This is a genomic window from Saccharopolyspora shandongensis, assembly GCF_900106995.1.
GTDB lineage: Bacteria > Actinomycetota > Actinomycetes > Mycobacteriales > Pseudonocardiaceae > Saccharopolyspora > Saccharopolyspora shandongensis.
Map to the genome: position 1 here is coordinate 115,664 of NZ_FNOK01000012.1, position 24,829 is coordinate 140,492.

At 66.9% G+C, this 24,829-nt stretch carries 25 protein-coding genes, 1 tRNA gene and 3 pseudogenes; 18 read left to right on the plus strand and 11 right to left on the minus strand.

Features of this window, described 5'->3' with window-relative positions; all coding sequences use genetic code 11:
* Positions 1–64: 64 nt before the first annotated feature.
* The 4 genes and pseudogenes from BLW84_RS15390 to BLW84_RS46175 all read left to right on the plus strand — a co-directional run.
* A complete protein-coding gene (locus BLW84_RS15390) occupies positions 65–760 on the plus strand; it encodes a uracil-DNA glycosylase (protein ID WP_245761169.1) in 696 nt (231 codons plus the stop codon).
* 60 nt (positions 761–820) lie between these two features.
* A complete protein-coding gene (locus tag BLW84_RS15395; RefSeq protein ID WP_143060956.1) occupies positions 821–1,924 on the plus strand; it encodes a hypothetical protein in 1,104 nt (367 codons plus the stop codon).
* Positions 1,921–2,739, plus strand: a complete 819-nt coding sequence (locus tag BLW84_RS15400) for a hypothetical protein (protein ID WP_218157326.1) — start codon at positions 1,921–1,923, stop codon at positions 2,737–2,739. Before BLW84_RS15395 ends, BLW84_RS15400 begins: the two co-directional genes overlap by 4 nt.
* 25 nt (positions 2,740–2,764) lie before the next feature.
* Positions 2,765–2,860 (plus strand): annotated as a pseudogene (locus tag BLW84_RS46175) (uracil-DNA glycosylase); the annotation flags it as partial.
* A gap of 273 nt (positions 2,861–3,133) precedes the next feature.
* Here the strand turns inward: BLW84_RS46175 and BLW84_RS15405 are convergent.
* The gene (locus tag BLW84_RS15405) at positions 3,134–3,811 is read right to left on the minus strand and encodes a TIGR03086 family metal-binding protein (RefSeq protein WP_245761159.1); all 678 of its coding nucleotides are present in this window, start codon (positions 3,809–3,811) and stop codon (positions 3,134–3,136) included.
* Positions 3,812–3,918: 107 nt separating this feature from the next.
* Here BLW84_RS15405 and BLW84_RS49060 point away from each other — a divergent pair.
* From BLW84_RS49060 to BLW84_RS15455, 10 genes and pseudogenes are all read left to right on the plus strand, one after another.
* A pseudogene (locus BLW84_RS49060) lies at positions 3,919–4,014 on the plus strand (uracil-DNA glycosylase); the annotation flags it as partial.
* A gap of 119 nt (positions 4,015–4,133) precedes the next feature.
* Positions 4,134–4,550, plus strand: coding sequence for a prevent-host-death protein (locus BLW84_RS15415; protein ID WP_093265941.1), 417 nt, complete (start codon positions 4,134–4,136; stop codon positions 4,548–4,550).
* Positions 4,551–4,735: 185 nt separating this feature from the next.
* Complete coding sequence (locus BLW84_RS49065; RefSeq protein WP_245761160.1) at positions 4,736–4,972, plus strand: hypothetical protein; 237 nt, start codon at positions 4,736–4,738, stop codon at positions 4,970–4,972.
* 66 nt (positions 4,973–5,038) lie between these two features.
* Positions 5,039–5,334: pseudogene (locus BLW84_RS15425) on the plus strand (mycothiol transferase); the annotation flags it as partial.
* A 282-nt stretch (positions 5,335–5,616) separates the two neighbouring features.
* Entirely contained in the window at positions 5,617–6,006 is a 390-nt protein-coding gene (locus BLW84_RS15430) for a hypothetical protein (protein ID WP_093265944.1), read from the plus strand.
* A gap of 128 nt (positions 6,007–6,134) precedes the next feature.
* Complete coding sequence (locus BLW84_RS15435; protein WP_093265945.1) at positions 6,135–6,653, plus strand: GNAT family N-acetyltransferase; 519 nt, start codon at positions 6,135–6,137, stop codon at positions 6,651–6,653.
* Positions 6,654–6,736: 83 nt separating this feature from the next.
* Positions 6,737–7,522, plus strand: coding sequence for a PIN domain-containing protein (locus BLW84_RS15440; RefSeq protein ID WP_245761161.1), 786 nt, complete (start codon positions 6,737–6,739; stop codon positions 7,520–7,522).
* A 456-nt stretch (positions 7,523–7,978) separates the two neighbouring features.
* Entirely contained in the window at positions 7,979–9,301 is a 1,323-nt protein-coding gene (locus BLW84_RS15445; protein WP_093265947.1) for an NAD(P)/FAD-dependent oxidoreductase, read from the plus strand.
* A gap of 319 nt (positions 9,302–9,620) precedes the next feature.
* Positions 9,621–10,757, plus strand: a complete 1,137-nt coding sequence (locus BLW84_RS15450; protein ID WP_093265948.1) for an ATP-grasp domain-containing protein — start codon at positions 9,621–9,623, stop codon at positions 10,755–10,757.
* A 110-nt stretch (positions 10,758–10,867) separates the two neighbouring features.
* Positions 10,868–10,941: transfer RNA gene (locus tag BLW84_RS15455), tRNA-Leu, on the plus strand.
* 315 nt (positions 10,942–11,256) lie between these two features.
* Here the strand turns inward: BLW84_RS15455 and BLW84_RS15460 are convergent.
* From BLW84_RS15460 to BLW84_RS15475, 4 genes are read right to left on the minus strand one after another with little or no spacing between them, the layout of a single operon-like run.
* Positions 11,257–12,105, minus strand: coding sequence for an ABC transporter ATP-binding protein (locus BLW84_RS15460; protein ID WP_093265950.1), 849 nt, complete (start codon positions 12,103–12,105; stop codon positions 11,257–11,259).
* On the minus strand, positions 12,102–12,503 hold the full coding sequence (locus BLW84_RS15465; RefSeq protein ID WP_177226487.1) for a GntR family transcriptional regulator: 402 nt from the start codon (positions 12,501–12,503) through the stop codon (positions 12,102–12,104). The genes BLW84_RS15460 and BLW84_RS15465 overlap by 4 nt, the downstream gene beginning before the upstream one ends.
* Positions 12,504–12,558: 55 nt before the next feature.
* Positions 12,559–13,521, minus strand: a complete 963-nt coding sequence (locus BLW84_RS15470) for a hypothetical protein (RefSeq protein ID WP_093265953.1) — start codon at positions 13,519–13,521, stop codon at positions 12,559–12,561.
* Positions 13,518–14,393 carry an ABC transporter ATP-binding protein gene (locus BLW84_RS15475; protein WP_093265954.1) on the minus strand — a complete coding sequence of 292 codons (876 nt, stop codon included), beginning with the start codon at positions 14,391–14,393 and terminating at the stop codon, positions 13,518–13,520. Before BLW84_RS15475 ends, BLW84_RS15470 begins: the two co-directional genes overlap by 4 nt.
* Positions 14,394–14,818: 425 nt before the next feature.
* Here BLW84_RS15475 and BLW84_RS46185 point away from each other — a divergent pair, with 425 nt between their 5' ends.
* Complete coding sequence (locus BLW84_RS46185) at positions 14,819–15,685, plus strand: hypothetical protein (protein ID WP_143060957.1); 867 nt, start codon at positions 14,819–14,821, stop codon at positions 15,683–15,685.
* 7 nt (positions 15,686–15,692) lie between these two features.
* Here BLW84_RS46185 and BLW84_RS15480 read toward each other — a convergent pair whose 3' ends face one another.
* The 6 genes from BLW84_RS15480 to BLW84_RS15500 all read right to left on the minus strand — a co-directional run bounded on the left by BLW84_RS15480 (position 15,693) and on the right by BLW84_RS15500 (position 20,822).
* Positions 15,693–16,280 (minus strand): histidine phosphatase family protein, encoded by a 588-nt coding sequence (locus BLW84_RS15480; RefSeq protein WP_093265956.1) that lies wholly within the window; start codon positions 16,278–16,280, stop codon positions 15,693–15,695.
* Positions 16,281–16,434: 154 nt separating this feature from the next.
* The gene (locus tag BLW84_RS15485; RefSeq protein ID WP_093265957.1) at positions 16,435–18,063 is read right to left on the minus strand and encodes a pyruvate, phosphate dikinase; all 1,629 of its coding nucleotides are present in this window, start codon (positions 18,061–18,063) and stop codon (positions 16,435–16,437) included.
* On the minus strand, positions 18,060–18,644 hold the full coding sequence (locus tag BLW84_RS15490) for a transcriptional regulator (protein WP_218157327.1): 585 nt from the start codon (positions 18,642–18,644) through the stop codon (positions 18,060–18,062). The genes BLW84_RS15485 and BLW84_RS15490 overlap by 4 nt, the downstream gene beginning before the upstream one ends.
* 38 nt (positions 18,645–18,682) lie before the next feature.
* Positions 18,683–19,072: a hypothetical protein gene (locus BLW84_RS47470; protein WP_177226476.1), complete on the minus strand. Its 390-nt coding sequence runs from the start codon at positions 19,070–19,072 to the stop codon at positions 18,683–18,685.
* The gene (locus BLW84_RS15495; protein ID WP_093265960.1) at positions 19,069–19,866 is read right to left on the minus strand and encodes an ABC transporter permease; all 798 of its coding nucleotides are present in this window, start codon (positions 19,864–19,866) and stop codon (positions 19,069–19,071) included. The genes BLW84_RS47470 and BLW84_RS15495 overlap by 4 nt, the downstream gene beginning before the upstream one ends.
* A complete protein-coding gene (locus BLW84_RS15500) occupies positions 19,863–20,822 on the minus strand; it encodes an ATP-binding cassette domain-containing protein (protein ID WP_425441718.1) in 960 nt (319 codons plus the stop codon). Before BLW84_RS15500 ends, BLW84_RS15495 begins: the two co-directional genes overlap by 4 nt.
* Here BLW84_RS15500 and BLW84_RS15505 point away from each other — a divergent pair.
* The 3 genes from BLW84_RS15505 to BLW84_RS15515 all read left to right on the plus strand — a co-directional run bounded on the left by BLW84_RS15505 (position 20,809) and on the right by BLW84_RS15515 (position 24,721).
* Positions 20,809–22,005, plus strand: a complete 1,197-nt coding sequence (locus tag BLW84_RS15505) for a TetR family transcriptional regulator (protein WP_342743148.1) — start codon at positions 20,809–20,811, stop codon at positions 22,003–22,005. The two genes, BLW84_RS15500 and BLW84_RS15505, sit on opposite strands and share 14 nt — an antisense overlap.
* Positions 22,006–22,538: 533 nt before the next feature.
* Positions 22,539–23,210, plus strand: coding sequence for a response regulator transcription factor (locus BLW84_RS15510; protein WP_342743149.1), 672 nt, complete (start codon positions 22,539–22,541; stop codon positions 23,208–23,210).
* A complete protein-coding gene (locus tag BLW84_RS15515) occupies positions 23,207–24,721 on the plus strand; it encodes a sensor histidine kinase (protein ID WP_093265967.1) in 1,515 nt (504 codons plus the stop codon). Before BLW84_RS15510 ends, BLW84_RS15515 begins: the two co-directional genes overlap by 4 nt.
* Positions 24,722–24,829 lie beyond the last annotated feature (108 nt).

The following is a 24,829-nucleotide window of genomic DNA, read 5'->3' on the forward strand; positions in this document are numbered from 1 at the left end:
GACCTCCCGGCTGATCGACAACCCGATCGACGACCCCTCCGCCGCGGCCCCGGGGGCCGCCGACCTGGCCGGACTGGACGAGCTGGTCACCCGCTGCACGGCCTGCCCGCGGCTGGTCGAGTGGCGGGAGGAGGTCGCGCGGGTCAAGCGCGCGGCGTTCCGCGACCAGGAGTACTGGGGCCGACCGGTGCCCGGCTTCGGCCCGCCGGACGCGGCGATCGCGATCGTCGGGCTGGCGCCGGCGGCGCACGGCGGCAACCGGACGGGCCGGATCTTCACCGGCGACCGTTCCGGTGACGTCCTCTTCCAGGCGCTCTACGACGTCGGCCTGGCGTCCCAGCCCGAGGCGTGGCACATCGACGACGGTTTGACGTTGTACAGCACCAGGATCACGGCGCCGGTGCACTGCGCCCCGCCTGCCAACAAGCCGACGACGGCGGAGCGCGACACCTGCCGCCCGTGGCTGGTCCGCGAGCTCGACCTGCTGCGCCCGACGCTGCGAGTGGTCGTGGTGCTGGGCGCGTTCGGCTGGCAGGCCCTGCTGCCGGTGCTGGCGGACGCGGCCTGGCAGGTCCCGAAGCCCCGCCCGAAGTTCGGCCACGACGCCCACGCGGAACTCCCGGCCACGGACGGCGGATCGCCCCTCCACCTCCTCGGCTGCTACCACGTCAGCCAGCAGAACACGTTCACGGGAAAACTGACCCCGGCGATGCTGCGCGGCGTGCTGGAGCACGCGAAGGAGCTTGCGGGAGTTGCCTGAACGCACTCCTTTGGGCGATGAAGCTTGCGGCAAGCTGTTCCGCAAAATAACGTGTTCCACGTGTCGCGGAACAATACATTTTCTGGAACAACCGAGCATGAGCTGATCGAGGAGTTAGAGCAGGCGATCGATCAGGCGCTTCCTGCGGCGTGGAGCCTGACCGTGGAACACCAGCCCAAGCATGGCAAGTATCGGCTCGACGCCGTATTTCGGGTCGACGCGCCGGACGGCAGTCACGCGACTGTGGTTGCCGAAGTCAAGGCGTCGGCCGAGCCGCGAGCGGTGCAGGCGTCGTTCCAGCAAATGCAGAACATGAGGGTTGCTGCCTCCGCGGATGCGATCGTCTTTGTTGCGCCGTTCATCTCCCCGTTGGCCCGTGAGCGTCTTGGCGAGGCAGGGATTGGGTGGTTCGACGGGACGGGAAACATGAGGTTGGCCTTGGAATGGCCGAGCGTGCTCATCCAACGTTCCGGGGCTGATCGCAACCCGTTCTCGAATCCGGTGGATCGTCGGTTGAAGTCGCTGCGTGGACCCGGAGCTGCTCGGGTCGTACGCAGCCTGTTGGAAATCGAGCTGCCCGTAGGAGTGCGGGACTTGGCGATGCGGGCCGAGGTCGGTGCAGCAACCAGTGCCCGAGTGGTGGATCTTCTCGACAGGGAAGGGCTGATTGAACGCGGTGCCGGAAAGATGATCTCCGAGGTGAGAAGACGGCCCCTCGTGCACCGGTGGACTGACGATTACGGCCTCACCAGATCGAACGAGGTTGAACAAGCAGTGGATCCGCGGGGTTTGGCCCATGCGCTTGACGGGCTGAGGTCAAGTGAAGACCAATACGTCGTCACCGGTTCCGCTGCCGCACGCACCTACCTACCTGCCGATGTTCTGTCGGTCGCCCCGTTGACCACTCTGGTCCTTTACGCGGATCAGCCAAGGAAACTGGCGCGGAGCATCGGTCTGAGAACAACGAGCCGAGGTGCGAATGTCTTGCTGGTGCGGCCATTCGACGACGTGCTCGTAAAGGGAAGCCGGATCGAGGGCGGTATTAGGTATGCGGCGGCGCCGCAAGTGGTCGCAGATCAGTTGACCGGCCCGGGCCGGTCAACAGAGGAAGCCGAACAGTTGATGAATCTCTTGGCGGAGAAGGACCCGAGGTGGACCGCGTGACTGAGCGAACGATCCCGCACGAGTACGTCGTTGCACGATCGGTGCTGCTTGACGCCTTGACTGCGCTGCGCGCGCACCTCGACGCGATGGTGCTCGTTGGCGCCCAAGCCATTTACTTTCACACCGGTGACGCGGACTTGGCGACGGCACCGACGACGACCGACGCGGATGTCGCGCTTGCGCCGGATCGTCTTGCCGACGAACCGCTGCTCGAAGAGGCTTTGCGCCGAGCAGGATTTGTCCGCGAGGCCGACCCCGGAACCTGGCGAGGGCAGGGTGCGGTCGCCATCGACCTCATGGTTCCGGAGGCGCTCAGCGGTCCAGGGAGTCGGGGTGCCCGGCTGCCGGTGCACGGAAGGTGGGCGGCACGGAGAGCGCGGGGACTTGAACCAGCCCTCATCGACAACGAAACACACGAGATTCAATCGTTCGAGCCCGACGATGATCGTCGTGCGCATCTGAGTGTCGCCGGCCCGGCTGCTCTTCTTGTAGCGAAGGTCGTCAAGATCGAGGAACGCCGCGCCACCCCACGACGTCTGAAGCCGAAAGATGGGCTGGACGTATTGCGCCTACTTCGTGTCGTCGACATGGGAGAGGTCGCACAACGTCTTCAACTGCTTGCGGCCGATGAGATGGCAGGAGAAGTGACCCGGTCCGCGCTCGCCTCGCTACGCGAACATGGCACCGAATCCGGTGGCCCGATAGCTGCGCTCGCGGCCAGCGCCGTGACCGGAACCGAAGATCCTGACATCACGATCGAGTCGACAGTGCTTCTCGTCGAAGAGCTGCTCCAAGCCTGCGATGAGCGTCGATGATGCGGACTTGGTCCGTGAATCCGTTCACCTCTGCCAGCAGAACACGTTCACGGGAAAGCTGACCCCGGCGATGCTGCGCGGCGTGCTGGAGCACGCGAAGGAGCTTGCGGGGCCCGCTTGATTTCGGTTCCACCGGGCCAAGTTCGTCGTTGTTGACGCAACGCGTTGACCGAGCGCCGTATGCGATCTGGCTGGGAAGCTGGATGCGGCGCGGCGAGGTTGCTGTTTGGGGTCCTGCGCAGCGCCTTCTAGTACGAGGTGAAGGTGCCGAACAGCGCCAAGGCCGGGTCGCGCGGCACTCTTCCGTCGTCCCGTCGCAGCAGGAAATCGACCGGGACGGTGCCCTGGCCATGACGAGGAATCCGTCGCGGTATGAGCGGGCGTGGCGTGAGGCTCAGCGGTCGCGTTGTGGCTTTCTGCCCAACCGGTGCAACAGCCGGTCCTGTTTCGATGCGCCCTGGGTGAGTGCGCCCTCAGGAGCGGCGAAGAACCGGTGGGTGGTCTCGATCGCGACGGGCGTTTCCGCCAACCCGGCGTAGATCTCTTCGAGATGGTCGTTGATCCACCCGACCAGGTCGGGGTTGAGATCGTCGTCGACCCCGAGGGCCTGTGCCAGGTCCCACGTGTGGATTGTGGCGTCCGTGGTGCGCACGGCAAGTGCCTGTTGCCCGGTGACCTGTCCCAAGGGGTAGTCCAGCACCTGTCGCAGGGCTCCGGGCCGGCCGAATGCTTCACCGCACGCCTGCGCTGACCGGGCGTACGCGCCAACTGGGTCCGTGCCCAATGCGTCGACGTCCCGCATCCGTAGGAATTCGGCGCTGGTACCGCCGGACAGCAGAGAAACGTAGTTGAGGTTTCCCCGGGTCATGTGGTTGACCAGTTGGCGCACGTTCCATTCAGTGCAAGGAGTCGGCAGGGACCATTGCTCGGGCTGGACCGATCGCAGCGTCCGTTCGAACTCGGCACTGGATAGGACGAACCGATCAACGACCCCGTCGAGAAAGTTGATCACAGGGTGATCCTGCCTGCGGCAGGTGGCCAGCGCTGGCGGATATCCGACATCGTGCTCCACCTGCGCTGCTGCACAACAGCGTGTACGGCCTGCCCGCTGGTCGGTCACGCCACGGTGGCGACCGTGCGGGGCATGGATCAGCGATCGGCTGCGTCCGTGAACCCGTTCACGTCTGCCAGCAGAACACCTTCACGGGAAAGCTGACCCCGGCGATGCTCCGCGGCGTGCTGGAACACGCGAAGGAACTCGCGGGGGTTCCTTGAACGTGCGCTGATGCCGTTGTTGGCGTGTGACCGGCGAGCGCAGCTGCTAAGTACGTCACGTACTTGACGTACTTAGCAAGGTGGGGCAGGCGGTCGACGACCGAACTAGGGGAGTTGCCATGTCTGCCGTTCACTACAACAGCTATACCGATGCGCGGGCGCATCTGAAGGACCTGTTGGATGCGGCTGAGCGGGGTCAAGTCGCCACGGTCCGCCGTGAATCCGCCAGAACGGCTGTTGTCGATGTGGAGCGGTTGCGTCATTTCCTTGCGTCGCTCGTGCCTTCGCGTGCACAGGTGGTCCCCGAGGCTGGCGGCTGGTCCGTGTTCATCCCAGGTCTCCCGGTGGCCGCGGATGGAGCAACGTTCGATGAGGCGATCATCGAGATGGTCGAAGCGCTGCGCGAGTATGCCGATGACTGGCAGGAGCGCTTGCTGGATGCTCCGAATCATCGCGAGAACTGGGGGCTGGTTCAGTTGATCAGCCTCAGCGATGATGCCCAGCTGACCGACTGGCTCGTCGGGTCGGCGCGATGACATGGCCGCAGTCGACGCGCAAAGACCATGACACCTTCTGCCGAGTCGAGGAGTGGCGTCCGGCCCGCGATGCACGTGGGCGAACCGGCACACACCACGTCACCTACGAACTCGGGCTCCCTGACGGACGGATCTTGCGAACCAGAATTTCGCATCCGGTAGACCGGAGCAATTACGGCAGAAGTATGTGGGCCCACATCCTGCGCGATCACCTCCAGGTCGAAGAGGGCGTTTTCTGGGCCTGTGCCCAGGACGGCGTCAAGCCGGATCGCGGGATGCCTTCGGCACCAGCAGAGGCACTGCCCGCAGACCTCGTTTACTTGTTGATCTCCCGAGTTGGCCTCGACGAGGCTCAGGTAGCGGAAATGAGCAAGGACGAAGCCGTGGCTCGGGTGCAGCGGTACTGGACGGAAGGCAGCTGATCTCGTCGGCCGAGCAGTACCGCAGCTATCAACGCGATGTCGGTACCCCGTGGCGGATTTCCCGGCATGACGGGACCGAACCCCAAAGCTGATCTTCATCGTTATCTGAAGGCCGCCTGTGAAGCCCTGCTATGGAAGCTCGACGGGTTCCCGAATACGACATCCGCCGTCCGCTGACACTGACGGGCACCAATCTGCTGGGACTGATCAAGCAGGTTGCCAGCATCGAGCCGGGTTACTTCGGTGAGACGTTCGGGCGTCCGTTCGAGGAGCCGTTGCCGTGGTTGCAGGACGACGCCGAACCCAACGCGGACATGTGGGCATCCGCCGACGAGTCACGAGAGTGGATCATCGGGCTGTACGACCCCGGCGATGCTCCGCGGTGTGCTGGAGCACGCGAAGGAACTCGCCGGGGTGCGTCGGCGATGAGTAGCGTGGCGACGTGATCACGAAGTGGGTTCGTTGCGGCGTGGCCGATCGGGATGGATTCGATCGTGGTCAGCAGGGCTGGACGGCGTTGCGGTAGCTGCCCGGATTCCTCGGCCAGTACGGCGGCTGGAGCAGGTGCCCGGGCGGCGTCGAGATCGCGAACATCGTCGCCTTCTGGGCGGATTCGGACAGCTACGAGTCGCTACCATCTGCAGATGGTTCGCAGCAGTAAGAAGGCTCGACGCCTCGTGATCGATGACGCCACCTTCCTGTGGTCGGTGCGCCACCAGCACCACGTCGAGCAGGACCAGCGCCAGCTCTGCCGCGAGGTCCTCGGGATCAGCCGCCTCGGAACGGTTGGGCGAGTCCGGATCGTCTTCGAGGGCGGCGCCGGTCGGCTGGTCCCCGATGGCCTGCTGCACTCCGGAGGCGTTGGCACCGGGGGAAGTTGGCTCAACCTGCACGAGCCGGGCACGGTGCGAGCCCTGCTCGACGAGGCCCTGGCCAACGGGTGGGCCCCGGACGATCGGTCGATCAAGCAGATCGACGGCTGGCTCCTCTTCGACGCGGTGTCCGCGCGCCGGAACGCGCCCCAGTCCGTCTGACATCGCCGCTGCGGGGATGTTCACCGGCGATAGCCGGACAGCGTCCGCTTCGTGACCTGGCGGAACGGTTCTGTTAAGACCTCGTTGCGCATCGAGGCCGGTCGGCCGGCTCCTGACAGCATGGCGGGATGGCCGCGAAATTGATGGTCCGGGACGCCGAACCCGGTGACGTGGAAGCGATCGGCGAGTTGTTCCGGCGGTACGTCGAGACCACGGTGACGTTCGAGGAAGTGCCGCCGACGGCGCAGGACTGGCGGAGCAAGACCGACGCGGCGGCGCGAGACGGCTGGCCGTTCCTGGCGGCAACGCTGGACGGCGAACTGGTCGGCTACGCCTACGTGTCCTCGTGGCGCCCCAAACCCGCCTACCGCCACACCGTCGAGAACACGATCTACCTGCACCCCGACCACGTCGGGCGCGGCATCGGCCGCCGCCTGCTCGGCGAACTCCTGCGGCGCGCGGCAGCGGCGGGAGCACACCAGGTCATCGCCGTGATCGCGGATTCCGGCAACCCGGCTTCGGAGGCACTGCACCGCAAAGCGGGGTTCGAGGTCGTCGGCAAGCTGAACAAGGTCGGCCACAAGAAGGGAAAGTGGATCGACACGACCCTGATGCAACTCGACCTGACGAACCACCACACCCCCTGATCGGCTGCTGGGCCGATTCGCCGCAGCAGGCGGAGGGGTCGGCCAACGCATAGGGCTGGGAACGGAACGGTAACGTACTAAGAGTGATTGATCAGCTACGCACGGTATCGGCGGAGCGGGAACTTCGCGTTGGCGTCTACGTGGACGCCTTCAACGTCTACTACGGAGCACGCGCGGCATGTGGACGCGGAACGGCGGGATGGAGATGGCTGGATCTCGCTGCCCTCGCGAAGGTGCTGATCAATCCACGGGTCTGGCCGAATGCCCGCCTAGTGGCGGTGGTCTACTGCACCGCGCCGCGTGATCGCGAAGGTGATGACTCCTCGCTTCGCGATCAGCAAACCTACATCGGTGCATTGCGGAACTACATCCCGGAGCTCCTGATCGTGAACGGAAAGTACGTCCCTCGCGTGAAAACCGGCGTGCTGATCGAGAGGGCTCAGAATGGGCGGCCGCAGCGCAGGGTGCCGGCCCCGCCTGCTGATCAGCTTCCGGGCTGGTTGCCCGCGGAGGCGGTCGAAGGTCCAGGCGGAGCTCCGGAGCTGTTGGTTTCGGTGAGCACCTTCGAGGAGAAGGGCTCCGACGTCAATGTGGCCTCGCAGCTGCTCATTGATGTCCTGTCGAGGCGAGTGGACGCGGCTATGGTGTTCTCGAACGACAGTGATCTGCACTACCCGTTGCAGCACGCGCGCTTGCACATACCGGTTGCGACGATCAACCCGAGTGTCAAGGCGACTGCGATGGATCTCCGGGGCAACCGCGATGATGGGGCTGGCGGCCACTGGTGGCGGCGGTTGCGCCCCGAGGACTTCTTCAAGAGCCAACTTCCGGACCAGGTCGGTCCGTATATCAAACCGTTCGGTTGGTGACATGCGTCAGCTGAGTTGACGGCAACGGCCTTGGCGGTATAGTGATCGCCATACCACCCGGTTCTCTCGTTCGCGAGGGGCCGGGTCTTTTCATGTGCTTCCCTGTTTGGCGATGCGGAACTCGCCCTCGCAGCCGCCCGCGAGCTCGGTTGCGAATGACGTCGGCCGAGCAGTAGCGCTCGGGATCGGTTCGGCCCGGCTGGGGCGATCTTCCCGGAAGAATTTTCGCGAGCGTGGGCATCGGCGCTCAAGATTCGGTAGGGTGGCCTGAACCAGCCTCCATGACACCTCGGTGATGTCACTCTGACGTCACCTATCGCCGCCCTCGCAGGGCGCGTACGCAGCGCGTTTGTTCGTGCACAACGCGTTGATCGTGATCGATGCCACCCGCGACTGGCGTCACATTAAGGGGGGTCGGCGCAGCGCGAATGCGGTCAGTGGTGCGACCATGCAGGCATGGCTGGTAAATCCGATCCCACGCGGATTCTCATCCTCGGCGGCGGTTACGTCGGCATGTACACGGCACTTCAGCTGCAGAAGAAGCTGGGTCGCCGTGAGGCCTCCGTGACGGTCGTCGATCCTCAGCCGCACATGACCTACCAGCCCTTCCTCCCGGAAGCGGCCGCGGGTTCGGTCGAACCCCGCCACGTGGTAGCGCCACTGCGACGAGTGTTGAAGCGGTGCCATGTGGTCACCGCCGCTGTCACCGAGATCAAGCACGACGAGAAGGTCGTGACGGTCGAGAACCCGCAGACCGGTTCCGAGGACATCGCCTACGACGTGCTGATCGTGGCGCTCGGTTCGGTTTCACGGCTGCTGCCGATCCCCGGCCTCGCCGAGGAGGGCATCTCGCTGAAGACCGTTGGCGAAGCCACCTACCTGCGCAACCACGTGCTGGGCAAGATGGACGCCGCGGCCAACACCGACGACCCCGAGCTGCGCGACCGGCTGCTGACGTTCACCTTCGTCGGCGGCGGCTTCGCAGGCGTCGAGGCGCTGGCGGAGCTGGAGGACATGGCCCGCTACGCCACGCGCTACTACGACAACATCAAGCCCGACGACATGTCCTGGGCGCTCGTCGAGGCCGCCGGCCGGGTGATGCCCGAGGTCAGCGAGAAGATGGGCGTCTACGTCGTCAAGGCCCTCGAAGAGCGCGGCATCAAGGTCTACCTGAACACCTTCCTGAAGTCCGTCGAGGGCGGGCACGCGGTGCTCTCCGACGGCACGGAGTTCGACACCGACACCCTGGTGTGGAACGCGGGTGTGAAGGCCAACCCGGTGCTGAAGAACACCGACCTGCCGCTGGACGAGCGCGGCCGGGTCAAGGCCACCGCGCACCTGCAGGTCGAGGGTCTGCCCGGCGTGTGGGCGGCCGGTGACTGCGCCGCGGTCCCGGACCTGTCCAAGACCGAGGAGAACCCCGGCGCCACCTGCGCGCCTTCCGCGCAGCACGCGGTGCGGCAGGCCAACCAGCTGGCCAAGAACGTGTTGGCCTCGCTGCGCGGCAAGTCGACCAAGGAGTACCGCCACGCCTACGCCGGCTCGGTCGCCGGCATGGGGCTGTACAAGGGCGTCGCCGACGTCTACGGCTTCAAGGCCAAGGGCTTCATCGCGTGGTTCATGCACCGCTCGTACCACGTGAGCCGGATGCCCACGTTCAACCGCAAGCTGCGCATCATCATCGACTGGACGCTGGCGTTCCTGTTCAAGCGCGAAGTCGTGTCGATGGGTCAGATCCAGAACCCGCGGGCCGCGTTCGAGCGGGCCGCCGAGAGCTGACCGGCGCCAACGACCGGGCACTCGCAGCTACGGGGCCGCGTGCCGGAATGGGCACGCGGCCTTCTTGTCCCCGACGCCGTGCTCCGTGCGGGCTATCTGGAGGGCGGCTAACCTTGACAATCCGTAGCGGGAAATCGAAGACTATAGCGAGTTCGTCACCTGAAAGGATGCGTCACACGGGGGAAGGGGTGAATCCCTTGACGCTGAAAGAACTTGCCGCCCTACTGCGGAGCGGTGCTGTTGAGGAAGGTCCGCTCGCGGACTTCGCGGAGGACTACCAGGAAGCATCTCGGGTCTTCCGGAAGAAGGACGACTGAGCATGGACGAGGCCGAGGAACGGCCCGCCGACCTCGGAAACCCGCCCGGGGCGGCCGCGCAGCCGTTCCTCCGCCCGAGCCCGATGCTGTTGCAGGGGCAGGACTACTTCTTCCGCTCGCCGGACACGCTGCTGGACTTCCAGGAGCGGATGTTCGGCGCGGATCTCGTCGCCGATGAGCCCGGCGACCCGGTGCCGTGCGTGCTGGTGCTGGCGCGCGCCGCCGACATGGAGATGAACGAGCTGTCGCTGGCGCTGGCCGAGCACGACATCCGCATGGTGCGCATCGATGCCGACCGCTGCCTGGACCTCGCCCTCACCATCTACACGGACACGCCGCTGATCGAGTTCCAGCGCTGGCTGCTGCGGCCGGTCCTGGTCTGGCGGCGGCACTTCGACATCACCGCTATCCCGGTCGACCCGACCACGGTGCACGGCGCCTACGTCCGCGAGCAGTGGAGCGCGGTGGCGAACTGGCTGGCCTGCCGAGGTGACTGGGAGCAGGTGAATTCGGTGCATTCCACCGAACACCTCGACCGGCTGACGCAGCTGCAGGGCGCGTCGGCGGTCGGCCTGCGGGTGCCCCGGACCGCGGTGACCACCATGCCCGGGCGGAGCCGTCCGGGCGGCGGCCGGTGCATCGTCAAGACGGCCGGGCACCACCTCCTCGAACCCGAGCCGGGCGCGCTGCGCGGCCTCTTCCCGCGCCCGTTGGACATCCGGCTCAGCGGCGAGGCCCGCGAGCCGGCCCCGGTGCTGGTCCAGCAGTACCTCGACTCGGACCACGAGCTGCGCGTGTTCGTCATCGGCGATCGGGCGATCGGCTTCCGGGTGCAAAAGCTGGACCCGGCGCAGCTGTGGGTGGACCCTGATTCGGTCGTGGTGGAACGAGTGGAGGTACCCGAGGACCTGGTCCAGCGGCTGCTGGCGCTGTGCCGGCAGTGGCGGCTGGACGTGGCCGGCTTCGACTTACTCGGAGTCGGCGACGAATGGGTGTTTCTCGAGGTCAACGTCAATTGCGACTGGCGCTGGTTCGAGCACCGGGCCGACTGCGCGGACGTCTCGACCGCCGTGCACGACTGGGTGCGGAGCCGCTTCGCCGAGCTCTCGACCGCGAAGACCGGCTGGGGGAGCTGGTGACCGAGCGCCCGGCGGAACAACGAGGTGTCCTTCAGCAGTTCGAGGGAACCGAGCGAAGCGCCACTGCGTCGTAATCGGTGCGGCACCCGCCGCGACGAGCAGTGCTGACCGCCCCCGTAGCCCAACTGGCAGAGGCAGACGACTTAAAATCGTCCAAGTGTCGGTTCGAACCCGACCGGGGGCACATATCTTCCCAGGTCAGCGACCTGGAGAGGCGTTTTCGGGGCTTGCGGGATGGTGGCGGTATCCATCGTCTGCTCATCGCTTTGGTCCTCGGCAAGGGAGTCGGAGATGGGTCGACCGCCCCTCCAGATCGGCAGGTTCTCCGACCGGCTCGGGCGCAAGCGGCTCTACCTCGGCGGGGTGGCCGTCGCCTTTTCGTTCTTCTTGCTGCTGGACACCCGGAGCGCCGTGCTGATCTGGGCCGCCATGATCGTCGGGCTGTCCATCGGCTGCACGGCCGGGCGCTCAGAACAGGAACGCTCGACCGGCGCGGTGATCAGCGACTTCCCTGCCGAGCCCGCAGGTAGTCCGTCACGAGCCCTTCGAGCTCCGGCCGCTGCCCCTCCCAGCCCGCCGCGAGCGAGCCGGGGGTGCGCACAAGCGAGCGCTGCTGCCGGCCCGTTCGCCTCGTGTGGATCACCGTGCCGGTGACCGAGGATCCGTCGTCGGCCGGGCCGATGACGTCGAGGTGGTCGTCGAGGATCTCCTCGACATCACCGTTGAGCAGCACCTGCCCGGCGTGCAGCAGCATGAGGTGATCGCACACGTCGCGCAGTTCACCGAGCGAGTGCGAGGACAGCACCACCGTCATCCCGCGCTCGGCGACATCGGTCATCACCAGCCGGAGGAAGTCCTCCCGGGCGAGCGGATCGAGATCCGACATTGGCTCGTCGAGCAGCAGCAGCTTCGGCAGCCGTCCGAGGCTGAGCGCGAGCGCGAGCTGGGTGCGCATGCCCTGCGACAACGAACTGACGCGGCTGTTGCGATCCATCTCCGGGTGCGCGGCCAGGGCCTCCTCCACCCGCTCCGGCGCCCACCGCTGGTTCACGGCGCCCACCGTCCGGATCATCTCCGCGATGGTGAAGTCCTTGTACAGCGGGCGGTGCTGCGGCAGGTACGCCGCGTCCGGGTGCAGGCGGCCGCGCACCTCGTCGCCGAACACCCGCATCTGCCCGGCCGACGGCCGGATCAGTCCGGCCGCCAGCCCGAGGAAGGTGCTCTTGCCCCCGCCGTTCGCGCCGACCAGCCCGATCACCTTTCCCTCGGGCAGTTCGACGGTGCAGTCCCGGAGCGCCTGCTTCCGGCCGTAGTTCTTGGACAACCCGGTGGTGCGCAAAACGCTCATGATGCGTTCGGCCCCTCAACGTGGAAGTGCTCGTCTCGGACGGCAACATAGACCGCGTCGACGGCCTCCACAGCGAGACCACCGCTCTTCGCGCGGCTCATCCAGTCCTCCAGATCGCGTCGCAACGGCGCTTCGACGGCGGTCAGCTCGCTCGCCAGCGAACGCGTCACGAAGGTTCCCACCCCGCGCCTGGCCTCGACCAGCCCGTCGCGTTCGAGTTCGCGGTAGGCCTTGAGCACCGTGTTCGGATTGACCGCCGTCGCCTCCACCACCTCACGCGCCGTGGGCAGCCGATCACCGGGCCCCAGCAGGCCCAATCGCATGGCCTGTTTGACCTGTTGGATGATCTGGACGTACGTGGAGACCCCGGAACGACGGTCGATCCGGAACTCGATCATACGGCCCAGCATAATCCTCCCCGCTCATCCGAGCGCGGAACCCGGCGCCGCCGGATCAGTGCTGCCGTTGCAGCGTCCACGCGGTTCCCACCAGCAGCAAGACCGCGGCGAGGCCGAACACGGCGAACTCGGCCAGCTGCAGACCCGGCGCCGCGGACGGGTAGATCACGTCGGCGAAGCTCCCGGTCAGACCCTTCTCCGCGTAGCAGGCGCCAAAGTCCATACCGATCGGGCAGGAGGTCACGTCCGACGACTCAGGGCGCAGGAGCTGCCCGCCTTTACCGAGGAAACCGGAGTCCAGCACCATGGCCCCGGGCTCACTGGGCGTCGCACTGATCGTCGGGTCGGACGTGGTGAGGCGCTGCACCGGCAAGAAGTTCGGGGCGACGTTGGTCACCACGGCGCGCAGTACGACCAGCGTGCCGAGCGTGGTGGTCAAGGCCATCAACGAACGCCGCATGACCGCGCCCAGCAGCGCGCCCAGGGCGAAGCTGAACAGCAGGTGCGCGACCGGCATCGGCCCGATGGTGTCGAAGTTCAGCCACTGGAACGGGCTGCTCCGCAACGGGCCCAGCAGCCCGGCGGCCGCCACCCACCGGTCGACGAGCAACTGGAGCACCACCACCACGACGGCGGACGGCAGCAGCAGCACCGCCACCTTGGTGATCATCCAGCGGAGCCGGCTGACGGACTGGGTGAAGGCGAGCACGTGCGTGCCGTGCTCGATCTCGCGAGCGAACATCGGCGCGGCGCAGAACACACCCAGCAACACCGGGAGCGCGAAGACCACCCCTTGCCCGATCTTGATCAGATCGAACCATTCCTTCTGGAACTCCACCCGCGCCGGCGCGCAGCCGGGGGTCTTCTCGCGGATCGACAGGCACGCCTGCAGGCCGCGCTCCTCGATGTCACCGGTCATGCTGGAATGCAGCAGCAGCACGGTCGCACTACCGAGCAGCAGCAGGGCCGCCAGGGTTATCAGCTGTGCGCGATGTTGCCGCCAGGCGACCCAGATCATGCCGCCACCTCCGCGTTGTTGTTGTTGTTGCGCATGTAGGCCAGCGCGATGTCGTTGAGCCGGGGCGCGTGCTCGCGCCACCCGGATCCTGTCAACGGCCCGCGCCGCTTGGTGATCAGGACCTGCTCCTGCCCGGAGTGCACGCTGTCCACGACGTCGCCCGGAGCAACGGGCAGCTGTCCGGCTCCCCGCAGAACGCGGTGCCCCGCCACGAGATCGGCGACCGGCCCGTCCAACCGCACCCGGCCGTTGCCCAGCAGCACCAGGTGGTCGCAGACCGCTTCGAGCTCTTCCAGCACGTGCGAGGACAGCAGAACCCCGATGCCGTGCTGCCGCGATTCCTCTTGCAGCGTGCGCAGAGTCGCCTGCCGGGCCAGCGGGTCCAGCTCGGCCAGGGGCTCATCGAGCATCAGCAGACCGGGGCGTTTGCCCAGCGCCAGCACGAGCGCCACCCTGGTGCGCTGGCCGCCGGAGAGCTTGCCGACCTTGGCGTCGAACGGCACCTCCGCCGAGCGGACGAGCTGCTCCGCGTATCCCTGGTCCCAGCGGGTGTTCATCCGAGCGGCGAAGCGCAGCGTCTCCGACACCGTCAGGCCGGGGTAGAGCGGCTTCTGCTGGGTCACGTAGGCCACTTCCTCGGGCGCACCGTTTCCGGTGGGGCGCCGCCCGAACACCTCGATGTCGCCCTCGGTCGGCTTGAGCAGGCCGGCGGTCAGGCCCATCAGAGTGCTCTTGCCCGCCCCGTTGTGGCCGACCAGCGCGACCACCCGGTTCGGGGGCAACGACAGTGAACAACCGCGCAGCGCCCACCCGCGGCGATATCTCTTGGCCAGCTGGTGCGTCCGCACCGCGGGCACCTCTCCTGCACTCATGATCGCCCTTCCCGGCCATATGACCATTTCACCAGTTATCTAGTGAAACAGTACACCAGGTGGGGGCGCGTTGTTCGCCGAACCGCCGAATCCCCGACCGGTCCCCGCGGAGCGGAAGCGGCAATCCCCTTCGCCACCAGCGGGATCGACGTCCGTGAGGGAAAACCCTCCGCCGCGCGCACCGGCGGACACGGCTGCCGGAGACGAGGTGCCTGCCGGGCAGAACTCCCACGAGGTCGCGGCGTGGCCGCCCGGTGAGCCGGTCAAGGGTTCCGCGCCGTACGCATATGCGATCCGTGTGCGAGTACCGGATGTATGGGCCTTTTTCCGGCCAAGTGGCGGGCTAGGCTGTCGGGGCCCGCGCGGATCATGCGCTACAAGCGGATCTGTGGGGTGTGTCCACCTGGTCAACGAAAGAGTTGCCGATGAACGAGCCGAGCGAAGTCAGACTCATTATCGTAGACCCTGATCCGAAAGGTCCCGGGTGGGTGGATATATGGTGGGCCGGGCAAATGTCCGCCTCCTGCGCTGTTCCCGTGCTGGACGCTGTATCTCGGGCGCTTAATGCCACTGTGGACCTGAATTCCTGGCTGGGAGAATACTACGGCAGGCGCGATGTCACCATTTCTCTTGAATTTCCCTGGAAGGTGAGGCACGAGGACTTCATTAGTCCGGATGGTTATGTGATGAGCGGAGAATGGGGCTACTGGTGTTCGGTTCACGTGCCGCCGGCGGTGGCCGAAGAAACCGATCCCCGAGTCGTGTTCGGGTGGCTCTACTCCAAAGGGCTGGAAGCGCTCGAGTGCATAGGGAAGAAAACTCGGCTGGGCGGCCCTCTGTACGGGGACCGCGTGGATCTCCCGCTGGAATTCGCGCCCGAATCCGGTGCTGTCAGGCTCGTCGCACTTCCTCGGCTGGCGAATAAGATCGCAAATCTCGACGACCAGCAGAAAGCGGTTCTTGAACCTGCCGGCAAAATGCGCGGTGTCGATGCGTGGGCGGTAGATGTCGGCGCTGTTTCCGGGGTGGTTCCTCGATCCGTGCGTGGGCGAGCGGAATTCGTCGAGCAGAGGATCAGGGCAAGCGGTGTGCTGCCGAAGGAAAAGGGTACCTGGGGGCATTTCCGGATCAACTCGGAAGGCTTGAGCTACCGATCTGTTGTGAAGGCCCTCAAGCTTCTGGAACGCTGGGCCATCTATCAGCTGTCCTGCGAGGTCGTTGATGTGGGCCGCGTCAACCACGTGTACTGGATGACGATCGCACCAAGCCGGGCGCCGCGTCCACGACCATGAACGTCTCTCATGGCCACACGCCGGTCCTGAACCCCGTCCAACGCAGATCGGCCGGCAGGTGGCCCATGTCGTTGTACAGCAGCATCGTCGGTGCCGTGCCGTCGCGGTACTCGATCGCAGTCAGCGCCGTGTTCCCGCAGTTCAGACCGAGCCATCGCATGGGTGGCGCATCGAGTGCGTGCCGGACCAGCCAGGCCACCGGATAGGCATGGGTGATCAGGACCTCGTGAGTCTCGGTTTCGGCGGGGCGTGCGAACCTGCCGGTAAGGGCATCGGCGAGGCGTTCTGCCTCTGCGGCTTCCTCGGCGCCGTACCCGTCGAAGAACGCCGCCCAGGCCGGCGGCGCGTTGTCCGGTACGTGCGGTATGTGATCAACAAGCTCGGCCGCTTCCCGCACTGCGGCGTTCGGCAGGTACGTGCCTACGATCTGCGCGGATCGCACCGCCCTGGGAAGGGGCGAATGCCACACCGCGTCGATCGGAAGTCCGGCCAGGCGTTGCCCGACCAGTTCAGACTGCCGCTGCCCGACGTCGGTCAGTTCGCCGAACGGGTCCGCCGCTCCGTGCCGTACCAAGTACACGTGCCGAGTTGCCATCGCCGATCCCCTTTCAGGACTGGCTCGCAATGATGATTCATGCGGTATCTGATGGGGTTGAAGAGGAATGACGAAGGGCCCGCCCTTCTTCTGGGACTCCGTCCTCGTTGCCGCGGTCGGCAGCCTCCACGGGCCTGGTGCGGCTCACTCCGGATCAGCGGTGGCGCAGTGCGGCATGGGCCGCATCGAGGCGCTCGGATTCGTCGCGTTCGGAGTGGTCACCCGAGACGTCATCGGCCCATTCGAGCAGTCGGTGGAGGTGATCATCGGCTGCGTTCGCGACGACGCGAGGGCTGCCGAGAGCGACCTCACCGCTGGTCCCGTCGATGGTGACGGGGGTGCCGTTCCTGACGGTGCGACCGCCGGCTGTTACCGAGCCGGTGTCGACGTCGATGGTGAGGTCGGCGACGCCCACGACCGCCGGCTTTCCCATGGCTCGCGCGACGACCGCGGCGTGGCTGGCCGGCCCGCCACGAGCGGTGACGATTCCGGTGGCGGCAGCAAGGCCATGCATGTCGTTCGGGGAGGTCTCCGGGCGTACCAAGATGACCGGGGCCTCCCGGGCCATTCGCACTGCTCCGTCCGCCGTGGTCGCCACTTTGCCGACAGCGACACCAGGACAGGCGCCGAGCCCTCGGGCGAAGATGTCGGCCTCCTCGGATGCCGCTATGCGTGGCGTGCGGGCGTGCCGGAGATGCTGCGATGAGACCCTGAGCAGCGCTTCGTGACGCTCGATGACCCGCTCGTAGACGAGTTCGGTGGCTACTCGTACCGCAGCACCTCCGACGAACCGACCGGGCCTGACCTGCAAGATCCAAAGCTCGCCGGCCTGGAACGTGAACTCGACGTAGCAGGCGTCGCGGTAGTGTCCTTCGATCCGGCTCAGGGCGTCGAGCAGTTCCGTCCACACTGCCGGCTCCCGCTCGGCGAGTTCGTGCAGAGGCCGGGTCATCGATCTACCGGAGACGACGTCTTCCCCCTGGTGCTCGAACAGGACTTCGCCGAACGGGATGTTCGCACCGGTGTTGGGATTGCGACTGAACGCGACTCCGGTGCCGCTGTGGTCGTCGCGGTTCCCGAACACCATCGTCTGGACGATCACAGCTGTGCCGAGGTCGTGCGGGATGTCGTGCACCGCGCGATAGGTCTGTGCGCGTGGCGCGTCCCAGGACGAGAACACCGCCTCGACCGCCAACTCCAACTGGCGGGTCGCGTCGTCCGGAATCGGCTGATCGCCTCGCGCTCGAACGAAGTTCTCGAATGCCCCTATCGCATCGGTGAGGCGCGCTTCCTCGTCCCCGGTTCCTCGCTCGTAAATTCCTCTGTGGACGGTGGCTCTCGCCCCGTCCGCGTTCGCGACCGCGGAGGCGAAGCTCGACAGGAACCGCAGCCGCGAATTCAATGCGAATGGCCGGTCGCCCGTCTCGATGGCCAGGCCCGCAGTGGCTTCGGTCGTGAGGCCGAGGTTGAGGATCGTGCTCATCATGCCGGGCATCGACACGCTGGCCCCGGAGCGAACAGACACTGCCAGCGGTTTCTGCGGTCCGCCGAAGGAGCGCTCGGTGGTGAGTTCGAGGTCGGCGATGGCCGTCGCGAGCTCGGCGTCGAGTCCGTCGGGAAGACGCCCTTGCCGCAAGAAAGCGCGGCATGCCGCTGTGGTGACAACGAATCCGGCCGGTACCCGCAATCCGAGACGGTGCAGGAGGACGAGGCCATGTGCCTTGCTGCCCAGCGTCTCCGCCGGCTCCTCGACCTGGGCGGAGATCGTGCGAATCCATCTCATCGCTGCATCCCGAGTGTGGCGAGCAGGTCTTCGTGCAGTTCTGCCCACACGGTGTGGTAGGAGGCGGTGCTGTCGGTCACGTACTCCAGCGCGCCGGAGGCGGCGCGATCGAGGGCTCCGGCGAGGCGGTCGCGGTAGCGGCCGAATCGAGGCAGTGCCGCGGACAGCTCGGCGCAGACGGCGGCAGCGCGTCGGTCGAAATCGGCGAACCGGTCGAGGACTCGGGAGTCGTAGGCAGGGTCGCTGTGGTCGTTTGCGCGCATGATGCCGTCGATGTTCCGGAGTTGCCATGCCGTGCAGAGGTCGAGCAGCTCCGGGTTGAGAACGAGAAACCGATCGAATGCCACCGTCACGGCGCTGCGGGCATTGGCTGATTCGAGCTCGTCGGTGATTCGCCTGGCGTCTGCGGCGCGGCCGGCGTCCGTGAGCCACCAACCGGACATGTCGCCGGACATTCGCGTGACGAGACCGTCGGCCCCGAGATCGATGAGCTCGGACTCGATATCGGACTCGTCGAGGCCCGTAACAGTGTGGAGCCGGGCGAGGCTGGCGGCGCCGGCGCAGCGCAGGGCGTGCAGCACCAACAGGTTGGTGTCCGTCGCGTGGGTTTCGGGCCAGGTCATGTCGTGTCCCCTCGGTGTGCGGTTCGGTTTGCGGGAAGGCTGTTCGTGACTCGCGGCACGAATCTTTTGTGCGCGGCCTGTTTTGACACGTCCAAGACCGCCGCGATCGCGCTCCACGGCCTTCCGTCGCGGCGCGCATTCTTGACGAAGTGCTCGACGAGTTGTCGGGCGGTGTGGTTCAGGGCTGCTGCGAGTGCGGTCGCCGTGGCGACGTGCTTGATTTCGGACGCTTCCGGGTTCTGCGAAACGATTCCGGAAATCAGTTGACCGAGGGATGCCGATGCCGGGACGGGTGGTCGGTTGGTCGCGCGACACCGGCGATCCGGATTTCGATGATGCGCGGAACTGGTGCGCTCCGGCTGGGTGCCGTCGGTCGGCATCGTCATTCCGGGCGGCCGTAGGCACGGACTGAGAGTGGGCAGAAGATGACGAACAGGATGGCCGACCACAGCAGGGTGAGGTTGATGCTTGCGGTGTCCGGTGTCCCGTTCAGCAGAGCGCGGCAGGCGTTCATCACGTGGGTAACGGGGTTGATGTCCGCCCAGGCGTGCAGCCATCCGGGCAGGGTGTCGGTCGGGGCGGCCAGGCTGCTGCCCAGTTGGAGTGGCAGGAAGGCGATGAAGCTGAACGCCAGCACGGCGTCGGCGCTCTTGACCAGGACGCCGATGAAGACCGTGAGCCAGCTGAGGCAGAACCCGAACAGGATTGCGAGTCCGGCTGCTCCCAGTGCGGCGAGGACGCTCCCCTGGATCCGAAACCCGAGCAGTGCGCCAATGGCGAAGAGGATCGCCACGGCGATCAGGTAACGGAGGATGTCGGCCATCACGGAGCCGAGCAGCGGCGCCGTGCGGCTGATCGGAAGGCTGCGGAACCGATCGGTGACGCCGTTCTTCAAGTCGAGGTTGATGGCCGACCCGGTGGAGATCATGCCGGCCAGCCCGGCGCCCATGACGAGGATTCCGGGGAACAGGTACTGCAGATATCCGGCGGTGGAACCGGCGACCGGGCGGCCGAACAGGTAGAGGAACAGGATCATGAACAGTGCGGGGGTGATGAGGCCGTTCATGACCGGGCCCGGGTTCCGGGTGGTCTTGGCGAGGCTGCGCTGGGCGAGAACCACGCTGTGCCGGAGGGTGGCGAGCGGTCGGGGCCGGGCGGTTTCGGAGAGGGTCGTGGTCATGCGACATCCTTGGCGTCGGTGGTGGAAGTCCCGGTCAGGGACAGGAAGACCTCGTCGAGGCTGGGAAGGCGGAACGCGAGCTCGCTGACCTCGATGCCGTGTCCCCGGAGCTGGGCGGTGATCTCGAAGAACTCCGCGTCGCCGGCCACCGGCACGATGAGTTCGTGGCGGCGTGATCGGTCGGGCTCCCGCCCCGCGACTCGGGCGACGATCGCGGCCGCAGGGTCGAGGTCGCTGACATCGGCCGGTCGGAGAACGATCGTGTGCCCGCCGACCTCGCGCTTGAGATCGGCGGGTGTGCCGGACGCGATCACTCGTCCGTTGCCGATGACGGTGATGTCGTCGGCGAGGGCGTCGGCCTCTTCGAGGTACTGCGTCGTGAGCAGGACCGTGACACCGTCCTGGGCGAGCCCGCGGATCATCTGCCACAACTCGTCGCGCTTTCCGGGGTCCAACCCGACCGAGGGCTCGTCGAGGAACATGACCTCGGGCCGTCCCACCAGGCTGGCGGCGAGGTCGAGTCGGCGTCGCATCCCACCCGAGTAGGTGGCGACGGGCCGGTCGGCCGCATCGTCGAGGCCGAAGCGGGACAGCAACTCGTCGGCCCGCCGGCGGGCGTCATGGCCACCGAGGTCGAGAAGTCGGCCGATCATGACCAGGTTGGACCGCCCGGACAGCTCGTTGTCGACGCTCGTGTGCTGCCCCGACAGCGCAATGCGCCGGCGGACCTGAGCCGGATCCCGCCGAACGTCGATCCCGGCCACGCGCACCTGGCCCGCGTCGGGGCGCAGCAGGGTCGCCAGCACGCGGACGATGGTCGTCTTACCGGCGCCGTTGGGTCCCAGCAGGCCCAGCACGTGTCCTCGGGGAGCCGAGAGGCTCACCCCGTCGGCCGCGGTCGTCCGGCCGAACCTCTTGACCAGTCCGTCGGTCTCGAACCCCTTGCCATCCACGATCAATCTCCGATGTTCGCGATTTTCCGATGTTCTCAACATCTGGATGTTGGTTGTATCATGGACCGGCAAACGAGCGGAAGGGGACACGATGGCGAGGTTGACCCGCGCGCAGCAGCAGGAACGGACCCGCGCAGCTGTGCTGGTCGCGGCCCGGCAAGAGTTCGCCGAGCACGGCTATGTCGAGGCCAAGATCGACCGGATCGCCGAGCGAGCCGAACTGACCAGGGGCGCGGTCTACTCCAACTTCGCCGGCAAGCGCGCGCTCTACCTCGCAGTGCTTGCCGACGCCGCCGAACGGGCCCGAGTCTCTGCCGAATCGCCGGGGGAATCGCCCGACTCCGCGGGGCGGGCACTCGGCGCGTTCGCCCGGGTCTGGCTCGAACGACTGCCCCTCGCCGGCGACACGCCGGGGAGCGGGCATCTTCAGCTGCGCTCGCTGTCCGGAGTGCTTGATACCGACTCGGCCAGGACCGCGCTGGCCGAACTCGTCCGGTTCGAAGCCCTGCTGCTCGCTCTGGCGCTCGAGCCGCGCACCGCAGTGCGCACCCGGACGGTGCGACTGGCCGATCTGGTGCTGACCCTGCTCCACGGCGCGGCCAGTCTCGCGGAGAACGCCCCCGGGGTCGGCGATCCGTTCGAACTGGCCCGCGCCGCCGAGCACCTGGCGAGCATCGCCGCCATCGACGATGCGGAGCCATCGCACCTGCCCTTCGTCGCTCCGGCACAGTCGGCGAAAGACCAGTGGGCGGCACCCCGCGGACTACGCGACGAGATCACCGGCCGCCAGGTCGACCTCGGTGACGATGGTGTGGTCGTCGTGTTGGGCGTGGGGCGTCTGTCCGCAGCCGAGGAGGCGGTGCGCTCAGCGCGGCTGCGCGACGAGGTGACGTTCGTCGTCGTGACAAGCGATCCTGCCGAGATCGGTCGGCTGGCCCGACTTCGGATCGTCGATCTGATCGGCTGTCTGCGGCGGGTGTTCGCGGCCGAGGAGCTACCGCGGCCGCGCATCGTGTTCGATGACGGCGGCACCGTTCCTGCGGCCATCGGCTGGAACTCGATCGACGACTTGACCGAGGTCGCGTTCCGGGTGCATGACGGGCTGATCGTGGCGCGCGCGGACGGACGTGGCGCCGGCCACGCCGCGGCCAGCTGCAGTGCCCATGAACGTCGTCGGCAGCGCTGACGGTCTGAATCCGGCGTTTGCGGGTGGGCCGTTGCCTGTGAGCGTCGGTTGACTTGGCGTCGGGCGGTCATCGTCTGCTGCGGTCATGCGGCTTCACCGTCCTCACTGGACGCCGCAGCGCGATGTTCGGCCCGAGCAAGAAGATCACGAGTGACAGCGGCGAACTCCCTACGCAGCCGGTTCCTCTCAGCGCCGCCAACAGTGTTGACGTGACCGGAAAATCTGCGTTCGCCGCTGCGGTTCGGCTGGTAAACAGGGTGTGCTGCGGCGACGTCGTTCATCGTGCCAGGCCGGACAGAAGCAGCACCGTCTGGTCGCGTACGGGCAGCGTTGTGGTGTGTGTGACACTCGTCTGGATGCGGGACTTCCAATGAAGTTGATCTCGGAAGGGCCCTCTTCATGCCGAGGTTCCGCGTCTTCGTGCTGTACCGCACCACCCTTCGGCGCGCCCTCAGTCGCTGTTACCCGACATCGCGACGGGTTACCCGGAAAGGCTCAGTGTGGCATCCGAACCTGGAACCAATCTGCTCGTCGTGGACGACGAACCCACGGTGCGAGAACTCCTGGCCGCCACACTGCGATTCGCTGGTTTTGCGGTGACCTCCGCTGCCAGTGGCGACGAAGGGCTGAAGCAGGCGCAACTCAGCCCCCCGGATCTGGTGCTGCTGGACGTGATGCTGCCGGACATGGACGGCTTCGAGGTGATCCAGCGACTCCGGAAGCAGGCCGGCACGGGCGTTCCGGTGCCGGTGCTGTTCCTCAGCGCCCGCGACGATCCCGCGGACAAGATCAACGGGCTCAGCCTCGGCGGCGACGACTACATCACCAAGCCGTTCGACCCCGAGGAGCTGATCGCGCGGATCCACGCCGTGCTCCGGCGTTCCGGTGGCCCCGCGCTGCGCGACACGTTGCGCGTCGCGGACCTGGAACTCGACGTGGCCGGACACCAGGTGGTGCGCGCCGACACCCCGATCCGGTTGTCGCCGACCGAGTTCCGCCTGCTGCGCTACCTGATGCTCAACGCGGGCCGGGTGGTGTCCAAGCGGCAGATCCTCGACCAGGTCTGGGAGTACCACTTCGGCGGCGACCCCAGCATCGTCGACACCTACATCAGCTACCTGCGCCGCAAGATCGACAAAACCGGCGCCAAGCTGCTGCACACGGTGCACGGCGTCGGCTACGTGCTCCGCGAGCCGCGGGCATGACGGATCGGCGGAGGCTGCGCGGCCTGTCGTTGCGCGCACGGGTGCTGCTGATCGCGAGCCTGCTGCTCGCCGTCGGGCTGACCGTGGGCAGTGCGGTCGTGACCGGTTTTCTGCACGGCTACCTGATCAGCCGGATCGACGCGCAACTCCTCCCGATGGCGACGGGCATGGCGCAGCAGCCGTCCCCCGAGTCGTTCGCGAAGACGATCCCGGTCGGCGAGGGCGGCGGATTCTGGGACAACTACGCCGCGCTCCTGGATCCGGACGGCGGGCTGATCGTGGAGCAGCGCCCCCAGGGGCGGCCCAGTCCGACCGATCCCGCGCTGCCGCACCTGGACGTCGCCGCGGTCGACGCGCGTGGCGGTCGCCCGTTCGACGTGCCCAGCGAGGACGGTTCGGGCAGCTGGCGGGTACTCACCCTGACCTCGAACACCTTCGCGCTCAGCGACGGAGGTTCCAGCATGCAGATCCGCCGCGAGACGGTGGTGGTGGCGGCTTCGTTGGACGGGGTGCAGGCGACCATCACGCGGTTGAACGCCATCTCGCTGGCCACCGGTGCCGGTCTGCTGGTCGTGCTCACCGTGGTGGGGTCGTTCGCCATCCGGGGCGGGTTGCGACCGCTGCGGCGCATCGAGCGGACCCTGGCAGGCGTCGCCGACGGCGACCTCAGCCAGCGCGTGCCCGGACTGGCCGCGCCGAGCACCGAGATCGGCCGCTTGTCCGATGCGCTGAACAGCATGCTCGCGCAGAACGAGGCCGCGTTCGCGGCCAAGGAGCGGTCCGAGTCCAGGATGCGGCGGTTCGTCGCCGACGCGAGCCACGAGCTGCGCACCCCGCTGGTCGGGATCCGGGGATTCACCAAGCTGTTCCGGATGGGCGCGCTGACCGAGCAGGCGGACGTCGAGCGGACCATGGACCGCATCGAGCGCGAGTCGCTGCGATTGACCCGGCTCGTCGAGGACCTGCTGCTGCTCGCGCGGCTCGACGAGCAGCGCGATCCGGCGGACTCGTTGGAGCTGGCGCAGATGGATCTGCGCACCGTGGCCGCCGACGCGCTGCACGACGTGCGCGCGCTCGATCCGTCCCGGCCGGTCGAGCTCACCGGGCCGAACGGCGAAGCACCGGCCGCCGCACCCGCGTACGCCGACGAGGCCCGGATGCGGCAGGTGGTCACCAATCTCGTCGGCAATGCCGTCCGGCACACTCCGGAGGGCACACGGATCCGCATCGGTGTCGGCACTCTGGACGGTAAGGCCGTTCTGGAGGTCGCCGACGTTGGCCCGGGGCTGACCGATGAACAGCAGGCGCGCGTGTTCGACCGGTTCTACCGCGCGGACGACTCGCGCAGCCGCGCCGACGGCGGCGGCGCTGGACTCGGCCTGGCCATCGTGCACTCCCTGGTCACCTCGCACGGCGGAACGATTTCCCTGGATACGGCACCCGGAGCCGGAGCGACGTTCCGGGTGCTGCTGCCGCTCGTCGATGATGCGAGCTCCGACGCAGCTGAGTGAAATCCCGGAAAATTCTGGGAGTTCCCTGAAAACCGGGCGGTGCTCTCCAGCGAGAACGGGCTCGCCTCTCCCTGCGAGCCCTCGGATTCTCAGAACTCTCCCAGATCT